Source organism: Vibrio sp. Y2-5 (assembly GCF_014596725.1).
Classification (GTDB): Bacteria; Pseudomonadota; Gammaproteobacteria; order Enterobacterales; family Vibrionaceae; genus Vibrio.
This window is the reverse complement of sequence record NZ_JACVEG010000013.1, coordinates 1-16,080: the sequence shown is the minus strand read 5'-3', so window position 1 is coordinate 16,080 and position 16,080 is coordinate 1. Positions and strand designations below refer to the sequence as shown.

15 protein-coding genes and 1 riboswitch are annotated in these 16,080 nt (G+C 43.1%); of the genes, 10 read left to right on the top strand and 5 right to left on the bottom strand.

All coding sequences use genetic code 11. The annotated features are described in order from the left end of the window. Nucleotides 1-37: 37 nt before the first annotated feature. Nucleotides 38-442, bottom strand: coding sequence for a flagellar basal body-associated protein FliL (locus HUO09_RS20190; protein ID WP_167412554.1), 405 nt, complete (start codon nt 440-442; stop codon nt 38-40). Between the two features lie 167 nt (nt 443-609). On the opposite strand from HUO09_RS20190, the gene HUO09_RS20185 reads away from it, so the two are divergent. Both HUO09_RS20185 and ubiA read left to right on the top strand, forming a co-directional pair. After that, nucleotides 610-1,140, top strand: a complete 531-nt coding sequence (locus HUO09_RS20185) for a chorismate lyase (RefSeq protein ID WP_188235141.1) — start codon at nt 610-612, stop codon at nt 1,138-1,140. Nucleotides 1,141-1,153: 13 nt separating this feature from the next. Then, nucleotides 1,154-2,008, top strand: a complete 855-nt coding sequence (ubiA, locus tag HUO09_RS20180) for a 4-hydroxybenzoate octaprenyltransferase (RefSeq protein WP_188235140.1) — start codon at nt 1,154-1,156, stop codon at nt 2,006-2,008. Nucleotides 2,009-2,057: 49 nt separating this feature from the next. Here ubiA and plsB read toward each other — a convergent pair whose 3' ends face one another. Further along, nucleotides 2,058-4,496: a glycerol-3-phosphate 1-O-acyltransferase PlsB gene (gene plsB, locus HUO09_RS20175; protein ID WP_188235139.1), complete on the bottom strand. Its 2,439-nt coding sequence runs from the start codon at nt 4,494-4,496 to the stop codon at nt 2,058-2,060. A gap of 227 nt (nt 4,497-4,723) precedes the next feature. Between plsB and HUO09_RS20170 the strand changes: the two genes are divergently transcribed. The 4 genes from HUO09_RS20170 to dinF all read left to right on the top strand — a co-directional run bounded on the left by HUO09_RS20170 (nt 4,724) and on the right by dinF (nt 8,123). Further along, entirely contained in the window at nt 4,724-5,086 is a 363-nt protein-coding gene (locus HUO09_RS20170) for a diacylglycerol kinase (protein ID WP_167412558.1), read from the top strand. A gap of 77 nt (nt 5,087-5,163) precedes the next feature. Next, on the top strand, nt 5,164-5,784 hold the full coding sequence (gene lexA, locus HUO09_RS20165; protein WP_167412559.1) for a transcriptional repressor LexA: 621 nt from the start codon (nt 5,164-5,166) through the stop codon (nt 5,782-5,784). Between the two features lie 122 nt (nt 5,785-5,906). After that, complete coding sequence (locus HUO09_RS20160; RefSeq protein WP_188235138.1) at nt 5,907-6,719, top strand: class I SAM-dependent methyltransferase; 813 nt, start codon at nt 5,907-5,909, stop codon at nt 6,717-6,719. A 99-nt stretch (nt 6,720-6,818) separates the two neighbouring features. Beyond that, nucleotides 6,819-8,123, top strand: a complete 1,305-nt coding sequence (gene dinF, locus HUO09_RS20155; RefSeq protein ID WP_188235169.1) for an MATE family efflux transporter DinF — start codon at nt 6,819-6,821, stop codon at nt 8,121-8,123. An 88-nt stretch (nt 8,124-8,211) separates the two neighbouring features. Here the strand turns inward: dinF and sthA are convergent, their stop codons facing one another. Beyond that, nucleotides 8,212-9,612: a Si-specific NAD(P)(+) transhydrogenase gene (sthA, locus tag HUO09_RS20150; protein ID WP_188235137.1), complete on the bottom strand. Its 1,401-nt coding sequence runs from the start codon at nt 9,610-9,612 to the stop codon at nt 8,212-8,214. A gap of 280 nt (nt 9,613-9,892) precedes the next feature. Here sthA and fabR point away from each other — a divergent pair, with 280 nt between their 5' ends. Both fabR and HUO09_RS20140 read left to right on the top strand, forming a co-directional pair. Then, on the top strand, nt 9,893-10,534 hold the full coding sequence (fabR, locus tag HUO09_RS20145; protein WP_042489723.1) for an HTH-type transcriptional repressor FabR: 642 nt from the start codon (nt 9,893-9,895) through the stop codon (nt 10,532-10,534). After that, the gene (locus HUO09_RS20140; RefSeq protein ID WP_167412562.1) at nt 10,534-10,908 is read left to right on the top strand and encodes a YijD family membrane protein; all 375 of its coding nucleotides are present in this window, start codon (nt 10,534-10,536) and stop codon (nt 10,906-10,908) included. Before fabR ends, HUO09_RS20140 begins: the two co-directional genes overlap by 1 nt. A gap of 88 nt (nt 10,909-10,996) precedes the next feature. On the opposite strand, the gene trmA is transcribed toward HUO09_RS20140, so the two are convergent. Then, nucleotides 10,997-12,106: a tRNA (uridine(54)-C5)-methyltransferase TrmA gene (trmA, locus tag HUO09_RS20135; RefSeq protein WP_188235136.1), complete on the bottom strand. Its 1,110-nt coding sequence runs from the start codon at nt 12,104-12,106 to the stop codon at nt 10,997-10,999. 153 nt (nt 12,107-12,259) lie between these two features. Further along, a riboswitch (cobalamin riboswitch) is annotated at nt 12,260-12,458 on the top strand. Between the two features lie 48 nt (nt 12,459-12,506). Between trmA and HUO09_RS20130 the strand changes: the two genes are divergently transcribed. Both HUO09_RS20130 and murI read left to right on the top strand, forming a co-directional pair. Further along, nucleotides 12,507-14,330: a TonB-dependent receptor domain-containing protein gene (locus HUO09_RS20130; RefSeq protein WP_188235135.1), complete on the top strand. Its 1,824-nt coding sequence runs from the start codon at nt 12,507-12,509 to the stop codon at nt 14,328-14,330. A gap of 117 nt (nt 14,331-14,447) precedes the next feature. Next, nucleotides 14,448-15,248, top strand: coding sequence for a glutamate racemase (murI, locus tag HUO09_RS20125; RefSeq protein WP_188235168.1), 801 nt, complete (start codon nt 14,448-14,450; stop codon nt 15,246-15,248). Here the strand turns inward: murI and HUO09_RS20120 are convergent. Then, nucleotides 15,217-15,675, bottom strand: coding sequence for an RNA-binding protein (locus HUO09_RS20120; RefSeq protein ID WP_167412566.1), 459 nt, complete (start codon nt 15,673-15,675; stop codon nt 15,217-15,219). The genes murI and HUO09_RS20120 overlap by 32 nt on opposite strands. Nucleotides 15,676-16,080: the final 405 nt, after the last annotated feature.

Genomic DNA, 16,080 nt, shown 5'->3' with positions numbered 1-16,080 from the left:
GCCGTTTTTTCTAAGGGATAATTCGCTGTCTGTTTCACTACTGGTATAGATATTTGGTGAACAGTAGGTCGGCGATGATGGTGCGCCCAGTTTCTGGTAGTAATGTATTATTCAGTTGTTCTACTAGCGTTTTACGCAGATCTTCGCGGCCAGCTAATGACTTAATCACATCTTCGTTTTGTTTGCCCAATAGTTCAACGACCGCATCTCTAATTAAAGGTTGGTGCTTTTCTATCAGTGGTAAATCGGCGCTGTTGCTCACCATGACATCAATACGCACTTGGATATACCCCAGCTTTTTACCTTTGGTGTAAAAATTCGTGGTCACATCCGGCTCGAGAGTGAAATAAGCCAGCTTTGGTGCTTCTTCCTCAGCAATAACTAAGCTGGAAAACAAAAGGCCAAATGCGAGTATTATCGGAGATAGGTATTTTCTAAGCATATGTCTATTAATTCTTTTCTCTGTTCAAGATACTCGAACTGCCCGAGTCTTGTTACAATAGAGCATCTTTTTGTAAATAAAAATACTCTATTAGGTTTCATGTCCTTGGTTTGAGACCATGAGCGGACTTTCTTTCGAGACTACTGCTCGCTGTATTGAATATTAGTATGAATCAATCAATTTCGCTGTACCTGACTGCTTTAAGTCAAGTGAACTGGTTATCGCCAGAAGAATTCACATTTCCAGATCCTAATGCAAAAGCATGGTTGCTAGAGCAGGGTTCGCTTTCTCGTCGATTATCGGAAAACTGCCAACAACTGACGGTTGAGCTACTGAACAACCAGTGGGTGGAATCTGCATTTTTGGACAAGAGTGAATCTGAATTGTTGCCAGCAGAACCGTGTCTTTTGCGAAAAGTCATTCTACAAGGAGATGGTAAGCCTTGGATAGTCGGAAGAACATTGATTCCAAAATCATCAGTTCAGGATCCATCGCATAATCTCGAACACCAAGGTGAAATACCACTTGGACTGACAGTATTCAGTGCTGATAATGTTAAGCGCGATGAATTGTTGGTGGGGTGGGCTGAAACGCCTGATGGATTGCTGTTAGCGCGCCGCTCACGTTTATGGATGAATAATAGACCTATGTTAGTGGCTGAATTATTTCTGAGTGATTCCCCTGCTTATTTTTTCTAAGGAGCAAGTATTAATGAGCGCTGTAAAGGCAAAGGCGTATTGGCAGCTAATGCGAATGGATCGCCCTATTGGTTCATTACTGCTTTTGTGGCCTACCATCTGGGCTCTTATTTTATCGGCTCAAGGTTTTCCGGATATCAAGGTTCTTATCGTTTTCGTCTTAGGTGTCTTCATGATGCGTTCGGCTGGATGTGTGATCAATGATTTCGCCGATCGAAAAGTCGATGGGCATGTAAAGCGCACGTCTCAGCGTCCTCTACCATCAGGAAAAGTGTCAGCAAAAGAGGCGGTGATTTTGTTCCTCACGTTATCTATTGCATCGTTCTTGTTGGTGTTGACCATGAATCCGCTGACCGTCCAACTTTCTTTTGCTGGTTTAGTGCTTGCCTTCATCTATCCCTTTATGAAGCGATTTACTCACTTGCCTCAGCTGTTTCTGGGGTTAGCCTTTAGTTGGTCTATCCCTATGGCATGGGCTGCTCAGGCGAATGAATTGCCGTTAATTGTCTGGTTTGTTTTTGTGATTAACGTGGTGTGGACCATTGCTTACGACACCCAATATGCCATGGTCGATAGAGATGATGATTTGGTGATTGGGATTAAGTCGACCGCCATTCTCTTTGGCCGATATGACAAAATGATCATCGGTGGCTTACAGCTTATGACCATTGCCATGCTGATTCTGCTAGGCAACTATTATGAACTGAGTGCGAGTTACTATTGGGGATTACTTGTGGCTGGAGGGTTGTTCGTTTATCAGCAACATTTGATTCGTCATCGAGAAAGACAGCCTTGTTTTCAGGCATTCTTGAATAACAATTACGTGGGAATGGTTGTTGCGGCAGGATTGCTGGTTTCATACTTCTGATTCAAAAAGAAAAGGCATCCACTGGATGCCTTTTTTGTCTTTGTTATCTTTATTTCACAAGATGTTGGTCGTATTGATAAATACTTTCTTGAATGGTCAGTCTTACTTCTGGATAAAGCATGCCGTATAACTTTTTAGCCAGACGTTTTGCTTGCTCAACGTTACATTCACCATCATTGTCTAGATAGCCTTCCGATTTCAAAGTCACAAACATTGCTGAGAACACGCCTTTGTCGAAGAACTCCGGCGCGTTAATACCGTGCAGACGACCGAGACGTTGAGCAATCTCTTGGCTCTTCGCTTCTAAATCTGACTTACCAAGTTCAGGGTTCTCTACCAGCAAGTTCAGAGCAATAGCATAACGTTGCAGCGTTTCTGAAATCGTGCGACCTAGTAGCATCAACACTTGGGTTTTCGCCTGGTTGATCGTTACCATGCCATCATTGATTGAGATTAAATCTTGGCGTTGCAACTCATCCAAGTAGTGCGTCACTTTTTCGATTAACTGTTCGTTATCAAGGCTCAGGAAAAGCTCTTGTTTTAGGAACGGGTAGATAAGCGCAACATTTTCCTGAATTTTCTCAACGCTGAGTTTTTGTTGACGAATCAGCATTTGAGCAATCAGAGACGGCAGTGCAAGTAAGTGAATGATATTGTTACGATAGTAAGTCATTAGAATCGACTGATTACGATCTAATGAAATAATGTCGCCCATGGTATCGGACTCAATCACAAACTTGTCGAGCGATTCTGCGTGATTCACCAAGCTTTCGGCATTGTCATCAGGAATCGTTGACGTATTGGAATAAGGAACATTGCGTAGAATGTTCAAGTAGCAATCAATCTGGTTGATCAGTGTATCTCTTGACAGGGCACGTTGACGGGAAGCAAGCAGAGCCGTTGCACACAACGTTAGCGCGTTAGTTGCTGCTGCGTCGTTAATGTGCGTCATCATCTTAGTCGCAAGCTTGTTCACCACAGGGTTCATCCATTGTGGTTTCGTTGCTCCGATAGGATCGATATCTTGAGTCCAAGTCGGTACTTGCTCGTTCAAAAATTGGTTCAGTGGAATTGGCTCACCAAAGTTCACATAACCTTTACCGAAGTTACGCAGTTTACGAATAGTACGTATTACTAGGCCTGCGTTCTCTTTCTCTTTTTGCTTACCGCGCAGTTCTTTGGCGTAGGTGCTGACTTCCATTACGTGCTCGTAGCCAATATAGACTGGCACAAGTGTTACCGGACGATTCAATCCGCGCAGCATGGCTTGAATGGTCATTGCCAACATGCCAGTTTTCGCCGTTAGCAAGCGACCTGTACGAGAGCGGCCACCTTCACTGAAATATTCAACCGAGTAACCTTTAGAGAATAACTCTGCGAGATATTCACGGAAAATGGTGGAATACAGCTTGTTGCCTTTAAAACTGCGACGCAGGAAGAATGCGCCACCACGGCGGAAAATCGGGCCGGCTGGGAAGAAGTTCAGGTTAATGCCTGCAGCAATATGCGGTGGTACTAAGCCTTCGTTGTACAGAACGTAAGACAGAAGTAAGTAGTCCATATGACTGCGGTGACAAGGAACATAAACAATTTCATGTCCGTCTTGCGCTAGGCGGCGTACAGTTGAAGCATTGTTGATGTTTAAGCCTTGGTATAAGCGGTTCCAAAGCCAGCGCAAAACTCGACTGCCTTTTTTCACCAAGGAGTATGAGAAGTCCGCTGCAATTTCATCCATGATGTCATGGGCTGCTTTGCGAGCTTTCTCAATCGAAATGTTTTTGGCTTGGGCTTCATCTCGAATCGCTTTATCAATCGCAGGAGACTGCATCAAACGGCGGAACAATACTTCACGTTGAGGAAGATTAGGACCAGAAGCCGCCAGTTTTTGACGAGAGAAGTGGATACGTGCCACGCGAGCGAGTTTATGTGCAATGGCTTCATCAGTACCATGTGAATTTGCCATATGGCGCAGTGATACCACTGGGCTAAAGCGCACCAAACAATCTCGTCCAGCCAGAATAACCGCTTGTGCTTTTTGTAAGCCATTCATGGGTTGCAGGTATGGCTTCTCGCTGCCTTCTTTACCTGGTTTTCTTCCCCACAGAACCGAAGCCGGAATCACTTGTACATCAAGTTCTAAATCATTGTGATGCAGTGCCAGAAGTTCAGTGAAAGTTGCGATGGAGCCGCTTGGCACATGGCTATCATTCTGTAGCAACGTAGGACGAGAAGAGATAAACACGTAACGTTTTAGAGTCTTACCTTGAATTTCTAAAGGAGATAGCGGATCCGGTAAGCCTGCTTCTTTCGCGTGAGTTTGCAGTGTCAGCAAATCAATATTTGAACGGAAAGGTAGTGCGTAAACGATAGGCTTGTTAATATCGATGCCGATATCTTCAATCGGATTTGACGGAATTGCCGTCCCTTTTACTAGTAGCGTTGTCGGTAACTTTAAAAGCGAACGTGATAGTGATTGTCCAGAAGACATAAGAGTTCAAAGCCTCAAAAATCAGTACAAAAACTCAAGAGTATTTCCGTGTTCCTAATTGGTATGAGAAGGAAAATGGAGATGCACCTAAGTTGGTCTTTATTTTTCGAGCAGCAAGAATACCAGAAACTGGTCAAACCTTTTAATTTTATTCAGTGATGTTTGCTTTTTGCGCAGATATTCTGAATTTTCTCGCAGATTGATTTTGTTAATACGTGGAACAAAGAGTGTATAAAAAGAATCCTCAAGGGCTAAAGCGCCTTTTTAAAGCAACAGGTTATTCCTACAAGGGGATCTGTGCGGCATTTAAACATGAAGCAGCATTTCGTGAAGAAGTATTGTTAGCTGCAGTCGCCATTCCGTTAGCCATTTGGCTAGATGTATCTCAAGTTGAGCGCATTCTGATGATATCGAGCGTGCTACTGATCGTGTTGGTTGAACTATTAAATAGCGCATTGGAAGCGGTCGTCGATCGTGTTGGTCAGGAGCATCATGAATTATCTGGACGAGCCAAAGATATGGGCTCTGCAGCGGTATTTATCGCGATGATTATTGCTGGGTATATTTGGCTGGAAGCCCTATTTATCTAAAAAATAAGCGATTGCCTTTGCATTTAATCAATTACTGGATATACTCACAGTCAACTGTATAAAAAAACAGGTGAACTATGAAGCCGTTAACGCCACGCCAGCAACAAGTTTTTGATCTTATCAAAAGCAAAATAGATGAAACAGGAATGCCACCGACTCGTGCTGAAATTGCACGTGAACTGGGTTTTCGTTCTGCAAATGCAGCAGAAGAACATTTAAAAGCTCTTGCTCGTAAACAAGCAATTGAGATCGTGCCGGGAGCTTCTCGTGGTATCCGTATTCTACTGGAAGCGGCGAATGAAGAAGAGCAAGGTTTACCTCTGATCGGTCGCGTTGCGGCTGGTGAGCCTATCTTGGCTCAAGAGCATGTAGAATCACATTATCAAGTTGATCCGAACATGTTCCGTCCACAAGCTGACTTTCTATTACGTGTTCACGGCGAGAGTATGAAGGACATCGGTATTATGGATGGCGATTTGCTTGCAGTGCATAAAACTCAAGATGTGCGTAACGGACAAGTCGTCGTGGCTCGAGTTGAAGATGACGTAACAGTTAAACGTTTGGAGCGCCGTGGTTCAAAAATTTTACTTCATGCCGAGAACGAAGAGTTTTCCCCAATTGAAGTCGATTTAACCTGTCAGAATCTATCTATCGAAGGTATTGCGGTTGGTATTATTCGCAATACTGACTGGATGTAATCATACCTTTCTGGCGTTATTTTGGGGTTCCACATCTGCGCGATGTATCCAAAATTTAAAGATTTGCAAATCTAATTGATATTCATTATCATCTTCATTGTCGCGATGCAAGGAAGATGATAATGCGCTCCCCCCACAAGCAAAACTCACAACGTTATCAAATCCCTACCCGTTTGGTTCAACCACTTTGGCTACGTAGTCGTGAAAGCTTGGTCGATAACGGCCTTGTCTATGATCCTATTGCAGCAACCGCCTGCCAACGTTGTCATTTAGCAGCCGATTGCATCAGTGGTGATATCGATCAGAAGCAACTGCTTCATGTCACCCTCACTCAGTTGTGTGATAAACAAGTACTCCGATTTTTAGAAGTCCATCCTGACGGATGGATTGTTAACGTCGGTGCAGGCTTGGATACGCGTTTTTACCGAATTGATAACGGACGCTGCCATTGGATTGAGTTGGATGTGACGGAGAATTTGTTATGGCGACAAAAGCTGTTTCACCGCAGTGAACGTTATTTGCATCAGTGTGGCAGTGTTGGCGAAATTGGTTGGTTAGACTGTTTACCCATCCCAGAATACGCGCCTGTTTTAATTTTGTGTGAACATGCATTACTCGATTGTAATGCCATACAAACGTCGAGATTTATTCGATCCTTAGGACTCGGTTTTGCTAACGCAAGCGCTTGTCTTGTTCTTGCTGGCGATAAAACGTGTACCCGTTTAGGACAGAAAATGGGTTCTGGTACATATGCTCATGGATTTATAAAACCAAAACAAGCGGTAATAAATTGTTTACCTTGGGCACGGCAAGTTTCGATTTCTTCCCCTCTGGATAGCCAATGTGTGCGTTGGAAGTTTTGGCAACGAGCATTGAGTAAATTTGATGGGTTAAAACAAAGATTTACACCTGTTGTTGTTCAAGTGCATTGGTAGACGACCGTAGCCGATAGCCCTTAACTTAGTTACACTTTGTTCTCCAATGCAAGGAGCAAGGTAGTGGCTTTCTTTATTCAAACTCTCTCTGACCGATCTATGCATCGACAGGTATTGCTACTCGCAATTCCTATGGTGCTGTCTAACATTACCGTTCCTCTGCTAGGTTTAGTCGACGCTGCGGTTATTGGGCATCTTGAGCACGCTTGGTATTTGGGCGGTGTTGCTTTAGGTAGCACTATGATTAGCGTCGCTTTTTGGTTGCTCGGCTTTCTTCGGATGTCCACCACAGGGCTTACCGCTCAGGCTTTTGGTGCCAACGACCCACAAAAACTGGTGCGTGTTTTACTTCAAGGCAGCTTGATGGCTTTGGGGTTTGCCGTCATTTTTCTTATCCTTCATCGATTTATTTCCAACTGGATTTTTTCGTTCAGTGATGCCAGTGAACAGGTGAAGTTTTATGGTCAGCAATATTTTGTTATTCGAGCCTGGAGTGCTCCCGCTTCGTTGATGAACTTTGTCATACTCGGCTGGTTACTCGGTACACAGAACTCGAAGGAGCCTATGTGGATGGTGATTATTACTAATATCACCAATATTGCTCTCGATATCCTGTTTGTTGTTGGCTTTGGCTGGAAAGTACAAGGTGCGGCGGCTGCTTCGGTTATTGCCGATTACGCTGGCCTGAGCTTTGGCCTTGTTTGCGTATGGAAATACTGGCAAGCGAATCAATTACCGAATCTGTGGAGCAAAATTTCTGGCAGCAGTGAAGGTTTGAGCCGTTTTGTAAAACTCAATAGAGATATTTTTCTTCGCTCTTTGTGCTTACAAGCCGCGTTTAGCTTTATGACTTTTCAAGGCGCAGCGTTTGGCGACCACACTGTGGCGGCCAATGCCGTTCTTATGAGTTTTCTTATGATGATTTCCTATGGGATGGATGGGTTTGCTTATGCGATGGAAGCTATGGTTGGAAAAGCGATTGGAGCAAAAAGTGAAACTCAACTAAAAGCCTCAATGGTTGGCAGTGCTTTTTGGTGCGTGATCATCTGCACTTTGCTGACGTTCGTCTTTGGTTATTGGGGATCGGCACTGATCCACTTGATCTCGGATATACCGCAAGTACGAGAAGAGGCGAATGTCTATTTACCTTGGCTGGTCGCGATGCCTTTGTCTTCTATGTGGTGTTTTCTACTTGATGGTATTTTTATTGGGGCGACCAAAGGCAAAGAGATGCGCAATAGTATGGTGATATCGACAATGGCGTTTTTCTCAATGTTCTATTTGTTTTCGCAGTATGGAAATCATGCTTTATGGCTGGCCATGCTTAGTTTTATGATAATTCGCGGGCTAAGTTTGGCTATGGTTTTGGTCGGGCAGTGGAAACAAGGCGTCTTCTTTGCTTAACACTGTTGTTTTCTGAACCAAATAAAAAATCGCAGCCCATAGAGCTGCAATTTTTCGTTTAACTGATTTTTTCGATCAATGATGAAAGCTAAAACAGGCGATTTAAGCCATTCAATGCGGCTACGCGATATGCTTCAGCCATTGTCGGGTAGTTAAAAGTGGTATTGACGAAATACTCGATGGTATTTGCTTCCCCTTTTTGTTCCATGATGGCCTGACCGATATGGATGATTTCCGCAGCACGCTCACCAAAGCAGTGAATACCTAAAATCTCTTTCGTTTCACGGTGGAAGAGAATCTTCAAACTGCCGACATCTTTGCCTGAGATCTGTGCTCGTGCCAAGTGTTTGAATGAAGAACGACCCACTTCATAAGGGACTTTCGCGGCTGTTAATTCTTGCTCTGTTTTACCAACCGAACTGATTTCTGGAATGGTGTAAATGCCCGTTGGGATATCTTCAATCAGTTTGTTTGTGGCTTGCCCTTGAGAAATCGCTTGAGCAGTGAAACGACCTTGGTCATAGGCGGCACTTGCAAGGCTTGGATAACCAATCACATCGCCCACAGCGTAAATATGACTGACCTCTGTCTGATAGTTGCTGTTAACACTTAGCTGACCTCGAGAATCTGCTTTCAGTCCAACTACTTCAAGGTTGAGTTTGTCTGTATTGCCCGTACGACCGTTTGCGTAAAGCATACAGTCAGCTTTCATCTTTTTACCTGAGTTCAGGTGAACGATAACACCATCTTCAGTACCTTCGATTTTGCTGTATGTTTCGTCGTTACGAATAACCACGCCGCTGTTCCAGAAGTGGTAAGACAAAGCATCGGACGTTTCGTTATCTAGGAACGAAAGCAAGCGGTCACGTGTGTTAATTAAGTCTGTTTTAACCCCTAAACCACGGAAGATAGATGCATACTCACAACCGATGACACCTGCGCCATAAATGATGATGTGTTGTGGGTCGTGCTCAAGGTTCAAGATAGAGTCACTGTCATAAACGCGTGGGTGACTGAAATCCACATCAGTAGGGCGATAAGGGCGTGAGCCAGTCGCAATAACAAATTTATCTGCGGTGTAGTTTTCAACCGTGTGATCGCTTTTTGTCACTGCAACAGTATTGGCATCGATAAAACGAGCTTTACCAAAGATTAAACTGCACTGGTTACGGTCATAAAAGCCTTGGCGTAGACGAGTTTGCTTATCAATAACGTTTTTAGCATGACCAAGGATAGTTGAAAAAGTAGAGTGCAGGCTTGAGTTGTTGTTGCAGAACAAAGGGTTGCTATTAAATTCGATGATACGGCTAACCGCATGACGCAATGCCTTGGAAGGGATAGTTCCCCAGTGTGTACAACCACCGCCTACGCTGCTTTCTTTTTCAATAATGGCGACATTCATCCCCGCTTTGGTTAACCCCATTGCTGCACCTTCACCGCCAGGTCCACTACCTATTACGATGACGTCAAAGTGGTTATTCAGTGCCATAGATGATCCTTGTTATAATTTGGTTAACATTGCGATAGCGAGATTTTAACTGATATGTGCAAAGCGTGAAGCTTAAACCCCTTATAGAGTGGAGAGGATCACGAGATTAAAACAAATATTGTCAATTTGGCGCTTAAGTCGGCCGATGATGAAAAATGCAACGGTTATGTTAGGAAATTGTCTGATGCTTCAAAATGGTCTGTTTTGCCTCTTAGATCTGTTGGTTAATCGCGTTATAGTAGGCGACTTTAGTGACTGACTTGGCAAGGCTTGGCTTAAAATGAAATCCACGGGAATTCGCGCACAACAGAAAGAAAAAACGCGTCGTTCGCTGATTGATGCGGCATTTAGCCAATTAAGTGCTGATCGTAGTTTTTCGAACTTAAGCTTACGTGAAGTCGCACGAGAGGCGGGGATAGCCCCAACCTCTTTCTATCGCCATTTTAAAGATATGGATGAATTAGGCTTAACCATGGTTGACGAAGGCGGTTTGTTACTGCGCCAGCTTATGCGTCAAGCTCGCCAACGTATTGTTAAAGAGGGAAGTGTGATTCGCACCTCCGTAGAAACGTTTATGGAGTTCATCGAAAGTAGCCCAAACGTGTTTCGTCTATTATTGCGTGAACGTTCTGGCACTTCGTTTGAGTTTCGTGCGGCAGTAGCGCGTGAGATTCAGCATTTTTCTGCCGAACTTTCTGAATATCTGATCGCGACAGGTATGAATCGTGAAGAAGCCATCACTCAAGCAGGAGCTTCAGTCACATTAGTATTTAGCTCTGGTGCAGAAGCATTAGACTTAGATCGACGTGATCGCGATGAACTCGCAGAACGTCTGATCATGCAACTGCGAATGATAGCCAAAGGGGCTTTCTGGTATCGCAAAGAACGTGAACGAAATCGACTAAAAGGCGGGATGAATTAATGTCAAATGAAAGTAGCGGCTCAATCAATCATGGTTCAGAACGTAAAACACTGATACTTGCGTTAATCGCGGGTATGTGTGGTGACGCTTTACTGTCTTGGATGACCATCAGTGAAGTCTCTTTTTCTATTTTCCCTGTTATCGCTTTGGTGCTGTCTGTACAAGCGCTGTATCAGGAATACCTACGTAATCCAGTTGCGGAAGACATTCCATTAGTAGGTTTGGCGTGTTTCTTTGTTGGTGCTTTTGGTCACTCGGCATTTGTTAAGGCTCAGTATCCAGAAGCGGGGTCTAACTTCTTTTCGATCATCGTAGCTCTTCTGCTCTTGCTATGGGTTGGAAAGAAGCTAGGATTTATCGGTCAATCTGAATAAGTACACATCAACTAAGTACAAAAGTTAATAACAAAAACGAGCCAATTGGCTCGTTTTTCTATTTGTGAACGTTGGTATTAAGTGTGAATTACGCTTTTCGCTCTAGCATCACGCCCGCTTCCATGTGGTGGGTGTATGGGAATTGGTCAAACAAAGCAAAACGCGTCACTTTATGTGTTTCACACAAAACATCTAAGTTTTCTTTTAATGTTTCTGGGTTACATGAGATATACAGAATACGCTCATAAGCCTGCACCGTCTTACAGGTATCAATATCCATACCTGAGCGAGGCGGATCGACAAAGATGGTATTGCAGTTGTAGCTTCTTAAATCGATACCTGCATCTTTCAGGCGGTTGAACTCACGTTTGCCTTCCATTGCTTCGGTAAATTCTTCTGCTGACATGCGGATGATTTGTACATTGTCGATCTTGTTCGCAGCAATGTTGTATTGTGCTGAATGTACCGATGGCTTCGCTAGTTCAGTAGCCAAGACACGGTCGAAGTTTTGAGCCAGTGCCAATGAGAAGTTACCGTTACCACAGTAAAGCTCTAGCAAATCGCCTTTGCTTTCTTGGGTGCAATCGACCGCCCACTCCAGCATTTTTTCTGCAACTTTACCGTTTGGTTGAGTAAAGCTGTTTTCAACTTGTTGGTAGATATAAGGTTGACCGTTCACACTCAGTTTCTCAACCACATAATCTTGGTCCAGCACAATCTTCATTTTACGTGCACGGCCAATAACGTTCAGATTAAAGCCTTCATTTTGTAGCGTTTGCTTGAGTGCTTTTGCTGCTGTAATCCACTCTTCATCAAGTTGGCGATGATATAGAAGAGATACCAGAACTTCGCCACTCAGAGTGGATAAGAAGTCTACTTGGAAAAGTTTACGGCGCAGAGTGTCGTTGTCTTTCATGGCGTCTATCAGTAATGGCATTAAGTCATTAATAAGGCGACTTGCCGCAGGGAACTGATCAACGCGGTATTTCTCACGAGTTTGTTGGTTGAACATGATGTAGTACATATCATCACCTTCATGCCAGATACGAAACTCAGCACGCATACGGTAAAACTGAGCCGGAGACTCAAAGACTTCCAACTCAGGCACACCATAAGATTCAAACATCTCTCCTAGTCGAGTGATTTTCTCATCCAGTTGCGCTTGGTAGTTGTCTGGGTTTACATCAAGAGTCGCCATTGCTTTACCTTTTTCTGGTACGTTCAAATAAAGAGCGCAGATTTTATTCAATCTCCCGCGCATGTCCAGTACTCTGACCAAATTGATAGCTTTATCGATCGTAAAAACTATAGCTTATATCAATCTAAGCTAGACAAGTTATCGATTGCTCAATACTATCGACGGCAAGCTGGTGTTGTTTAGCAGGCTAGATGGCTAAATTGACTTAAAAGGGAATCTGGTGAAAATCCAGAACTGACGCGCAGCGGTAAGAGAGAACGAATACTCAAATGACACTGCAATTTGTGGGAAGTCGAGTTAGTAGGTTAACAGCTCTCAAGTCCGAACACCTGCCAGCAACTGAGCAAACCAATGGGACGGACCCATGCTCGGTAGGATTAACGCGATTTAGGACAATATAATGAATAAATCCCTTCTAGCGGTGGCAGTGGCGTCGCTGTTTTCTCATACCTCTTTTTCATACGCACAAGAAGCAACAGCTGATGAGACGGTTGTGGTAACTGCGAACCGTTTTGAAACCAAAGTAAACGAAACAATCGCACCAGTTGAAGTTGTCTCGCGTGAAGAAATTGATGCGATTCAAGCTCAATCATTAACGGATGTATTACGCCGTTTGCCTAGCGTACAGGTTGCAAATCAAGGTGGGCCAGCCCAAAGTTCCGAGTTGTACATTCGTGGACGCGCTAGCAAGAATGTTTTAGTGATGATCAATGGTGTCCGAATTGGTAGTGCCACATCAGGTGTTGCCGATTTATCTGCAATTCCTCTTAATGGTGTCGAACGTATCGAAGTGCTGCGTGGACCTCGTGCTGCAGTGTATGGTTCTGATGCAGTCAGTGGTGTAATTAATATCATCACTACAAAAAACACTAGCGGTTTTAACTCAGTTAAATCTGGTATTGGCAGCGATGGTGCGTACGATGTTGGAGCAAATCTTTCTACCGTTTCTGATTCAGGAAGTTGGTTTAATTTGTCAGCTACTTATAAAGCTGCCGAGGGCTATAATATAACTCCATCAAGTAAAAACAGTTTTGACGCCGACAATGATGGATTTAAGTCTCAGTATTTACTAGTCGATGCAGGATCACAGCTTTCTTCAGAGTTGACTTTAAAAGCTAATGGTTATTATCAAAAGCAGAACTTGGAATTCGATAACTCTTGGGGTGGTGTTGATAGTACTGACAGCGATTTGTATAGCTTAGCGACGGTAGGTGAGTACAAAAAAGATAAATTGAACAGTCACTTTACATTAGCGACTAACCAAGATGATGCCGTGTCCTTCGGCCAAGGCGAATCAAGTCGATATACGACCAATCGATACGTGGCGTCTTGGGACAACCTATACACAGTAAATGATATTCTTTCTGTAGTCGGTGGCGCTGAGTGGTACGAGGATAAAGTTAAAGTAGAAGGCAAAGATTACACTCAAACCGATAGAGATAATGCGGCTCTTTATGTGGGTAGCTATTTAAATAAAGGAGACTTTTCAGCGGAGAGCAACTTCCGTTGGGATGATAACAGCGCTTATGGCACTTTCTGGACATACCAATTTGGCTTGGGTTATCAGCTTACTGAGTCGATAAAAGCTGTTGGTTTATATGGTACATCTTTCAAAGCTCCGACGTTTAACCAACTTTATTATCCTTTGGAATGTGGTTCTTATGGTTGCTACCAAGGTAATGCTAACCTAGTTCCAGAAGAAACAGAAAGCTCAGAGATTGCATTAGAGGGCAATTTTGAATTGCTAACTTGGCGTTTAGCTGGTCATTACAGTGAAGTGGATAAAATGATTGCGAGTAATGGAACAACCAACGTCAATGTGAATAAAGCTGAGATAAAAGGTGTTGAAGTAAGTGGTCAGTTTGATACTGGACCTCTAGCTCATAGTCTGTCTTATGACTACCTTGATACTCAAGATAAGTCTACGGGTAATGAGTTGGTTCGCAGAGCCAAGCATAGTGCGAAATGGAATATGACATATTTGCTAGATGCTTGGAGATTTGATGTAAGTTATCTCTATCAAGGAAAGCGTTACGACGATGCTAAAAATACAAAGGAGCTAGACCCATATTCATTGGTCGATATCGCCACTTCGTATTACTTTGATAGCGGTGTAGCTATCAGCGGTAAGATCGGTAACGTGTTTGATGAAGATTACGAGACTGCTTTGGGATATAAAACTCAAGACCGTAATTACTACGCAAGTATTGCGTACCAGTTCTAACGAATCCTCAAACCGCCTTCGGGCGGTTTTTCGCTATTTGGTGTTTTAACAATCATTGCCAATTGATATAGAGCGAGTATGATCGCTGCGTTATCGTTGTTCTATCTGGTTCCCATTGTGTCTAATCAATCTGTTCCTAAAGTCTTAATTTTCGACTCTGGTGTTGGTGGCTTATCTGTTTATAGAGAAATTGAAATGCGCCTGCCGCAGCTTTCTTATACCTATTTATTTGATAACGCAGCCTATCCATACGGAGAGCTAGACCAACAAGTCTTATTACAAAGAGTTGAACGGTTAATAACAGGACTAGTAGAGGAAGAGGGTTTCGACATAGTGGTAATTGCGTGTAATACAGCAAGTACCATAGTACTTCCTACATTACGTTCAAAACTGTTTATACCCGTGGTAGGTGTTGTTCCTGCGATTAAACCCGCTTCTTCTATAGCGAATAAAGCTGTTGGGCTAATTGCCACCCCCGCTACTATCACTCGCCAATATACACATGATCTTATTCGAAGCTTCTCAGCGGATAAAAATGTTGAGTTGCTGGGTTCGACACGCCTTGTTGATATGGCTGAAGAAAAACTGAGAGGCAAAGAGATTGATTTGCAGGAACTGCAAAATATCTTAAGTCCTTTGATCAGTCACATTGATGTAGCTGTATTAGGATGTACTCATTTCCCATTAATCAGAGATGAGATCCAACAGGTGCTAGGAAAGGATGTACTGCTGGTGGATTCGGGTGAAGCTATTGCGAGAAGAGTAAAAACATTACTTGGGATAGAAGGAAGTGTTTGCTCAGAGAACAAACACACCATTTATTCTAGTGCACCTGCTTGGGAAGAAAGTGCACTGAATGAAAGATTAGAGCAGCTTGGGTTTTCTGCTATACGTCCATATCCTCTTCTGGGTGTTTAGGGTCATTTGCAATTCTAACTTTCAGCGTTCTCTGCATGTAATCATGCTCATTTAATGCATCAATCGCAGATTGAGCATGTGTTGCCGCCATAACTACAAAGCCAAATCCTCGACGTTTACCTGTTCGCTTATCTTTCATTAGACGAACCGCAAACACATCACCATGCTGGGCAAATAAATCACGTACATGTGATTCGTTTGCTTTGTATGGCAAATTGCCTACATAAAGTGTCTTGGTTGGTAAGGCTGAATCGTCATCTTCTTCAGTAACAGATGGGGTTGATAGGAAAAGTTTAAATACAATAGTTGCTGCCACAACACCCACAATAAAACTTACAGCTGAAGGAATGCCTGGAATTAGAGAAATTATTGCACCGCCAATAATCGCAATCGCGATATTTAAAAACATTGGTTTATTTAAGTTCATAAAAGAATACTACTTGTAAGAATGAAATTAGATGCGTATCTATGATTAACAAAATAGATACATCAATCTTACGTACATGCTTGAGTTTTTTCCAACCAATTGCTGTGACCCCCCTCAAATGTTGAAATTTTATTCGATAAACAGTGCTTTGCTTGCTTTTTAAGCGAACGAAAAATTATTTAAAAAAAGTGCTTGTCTTAATCTCGTACCTCCCTATAATGCCGCCACACCGACACGGAGTGAGACGAACATCACAACGTATCGAGTAAGAGAGAAAATTAAGTTTGAAATAAACGTTGACTCTCAAGAATTAAAGCGTATTATACGCACCCCTAGCGACGAGGCTTTCAAAGCTGAAATCGATAGAAAGCTCTTTAACAATTTAAACCTATCAATCTGTGTGGG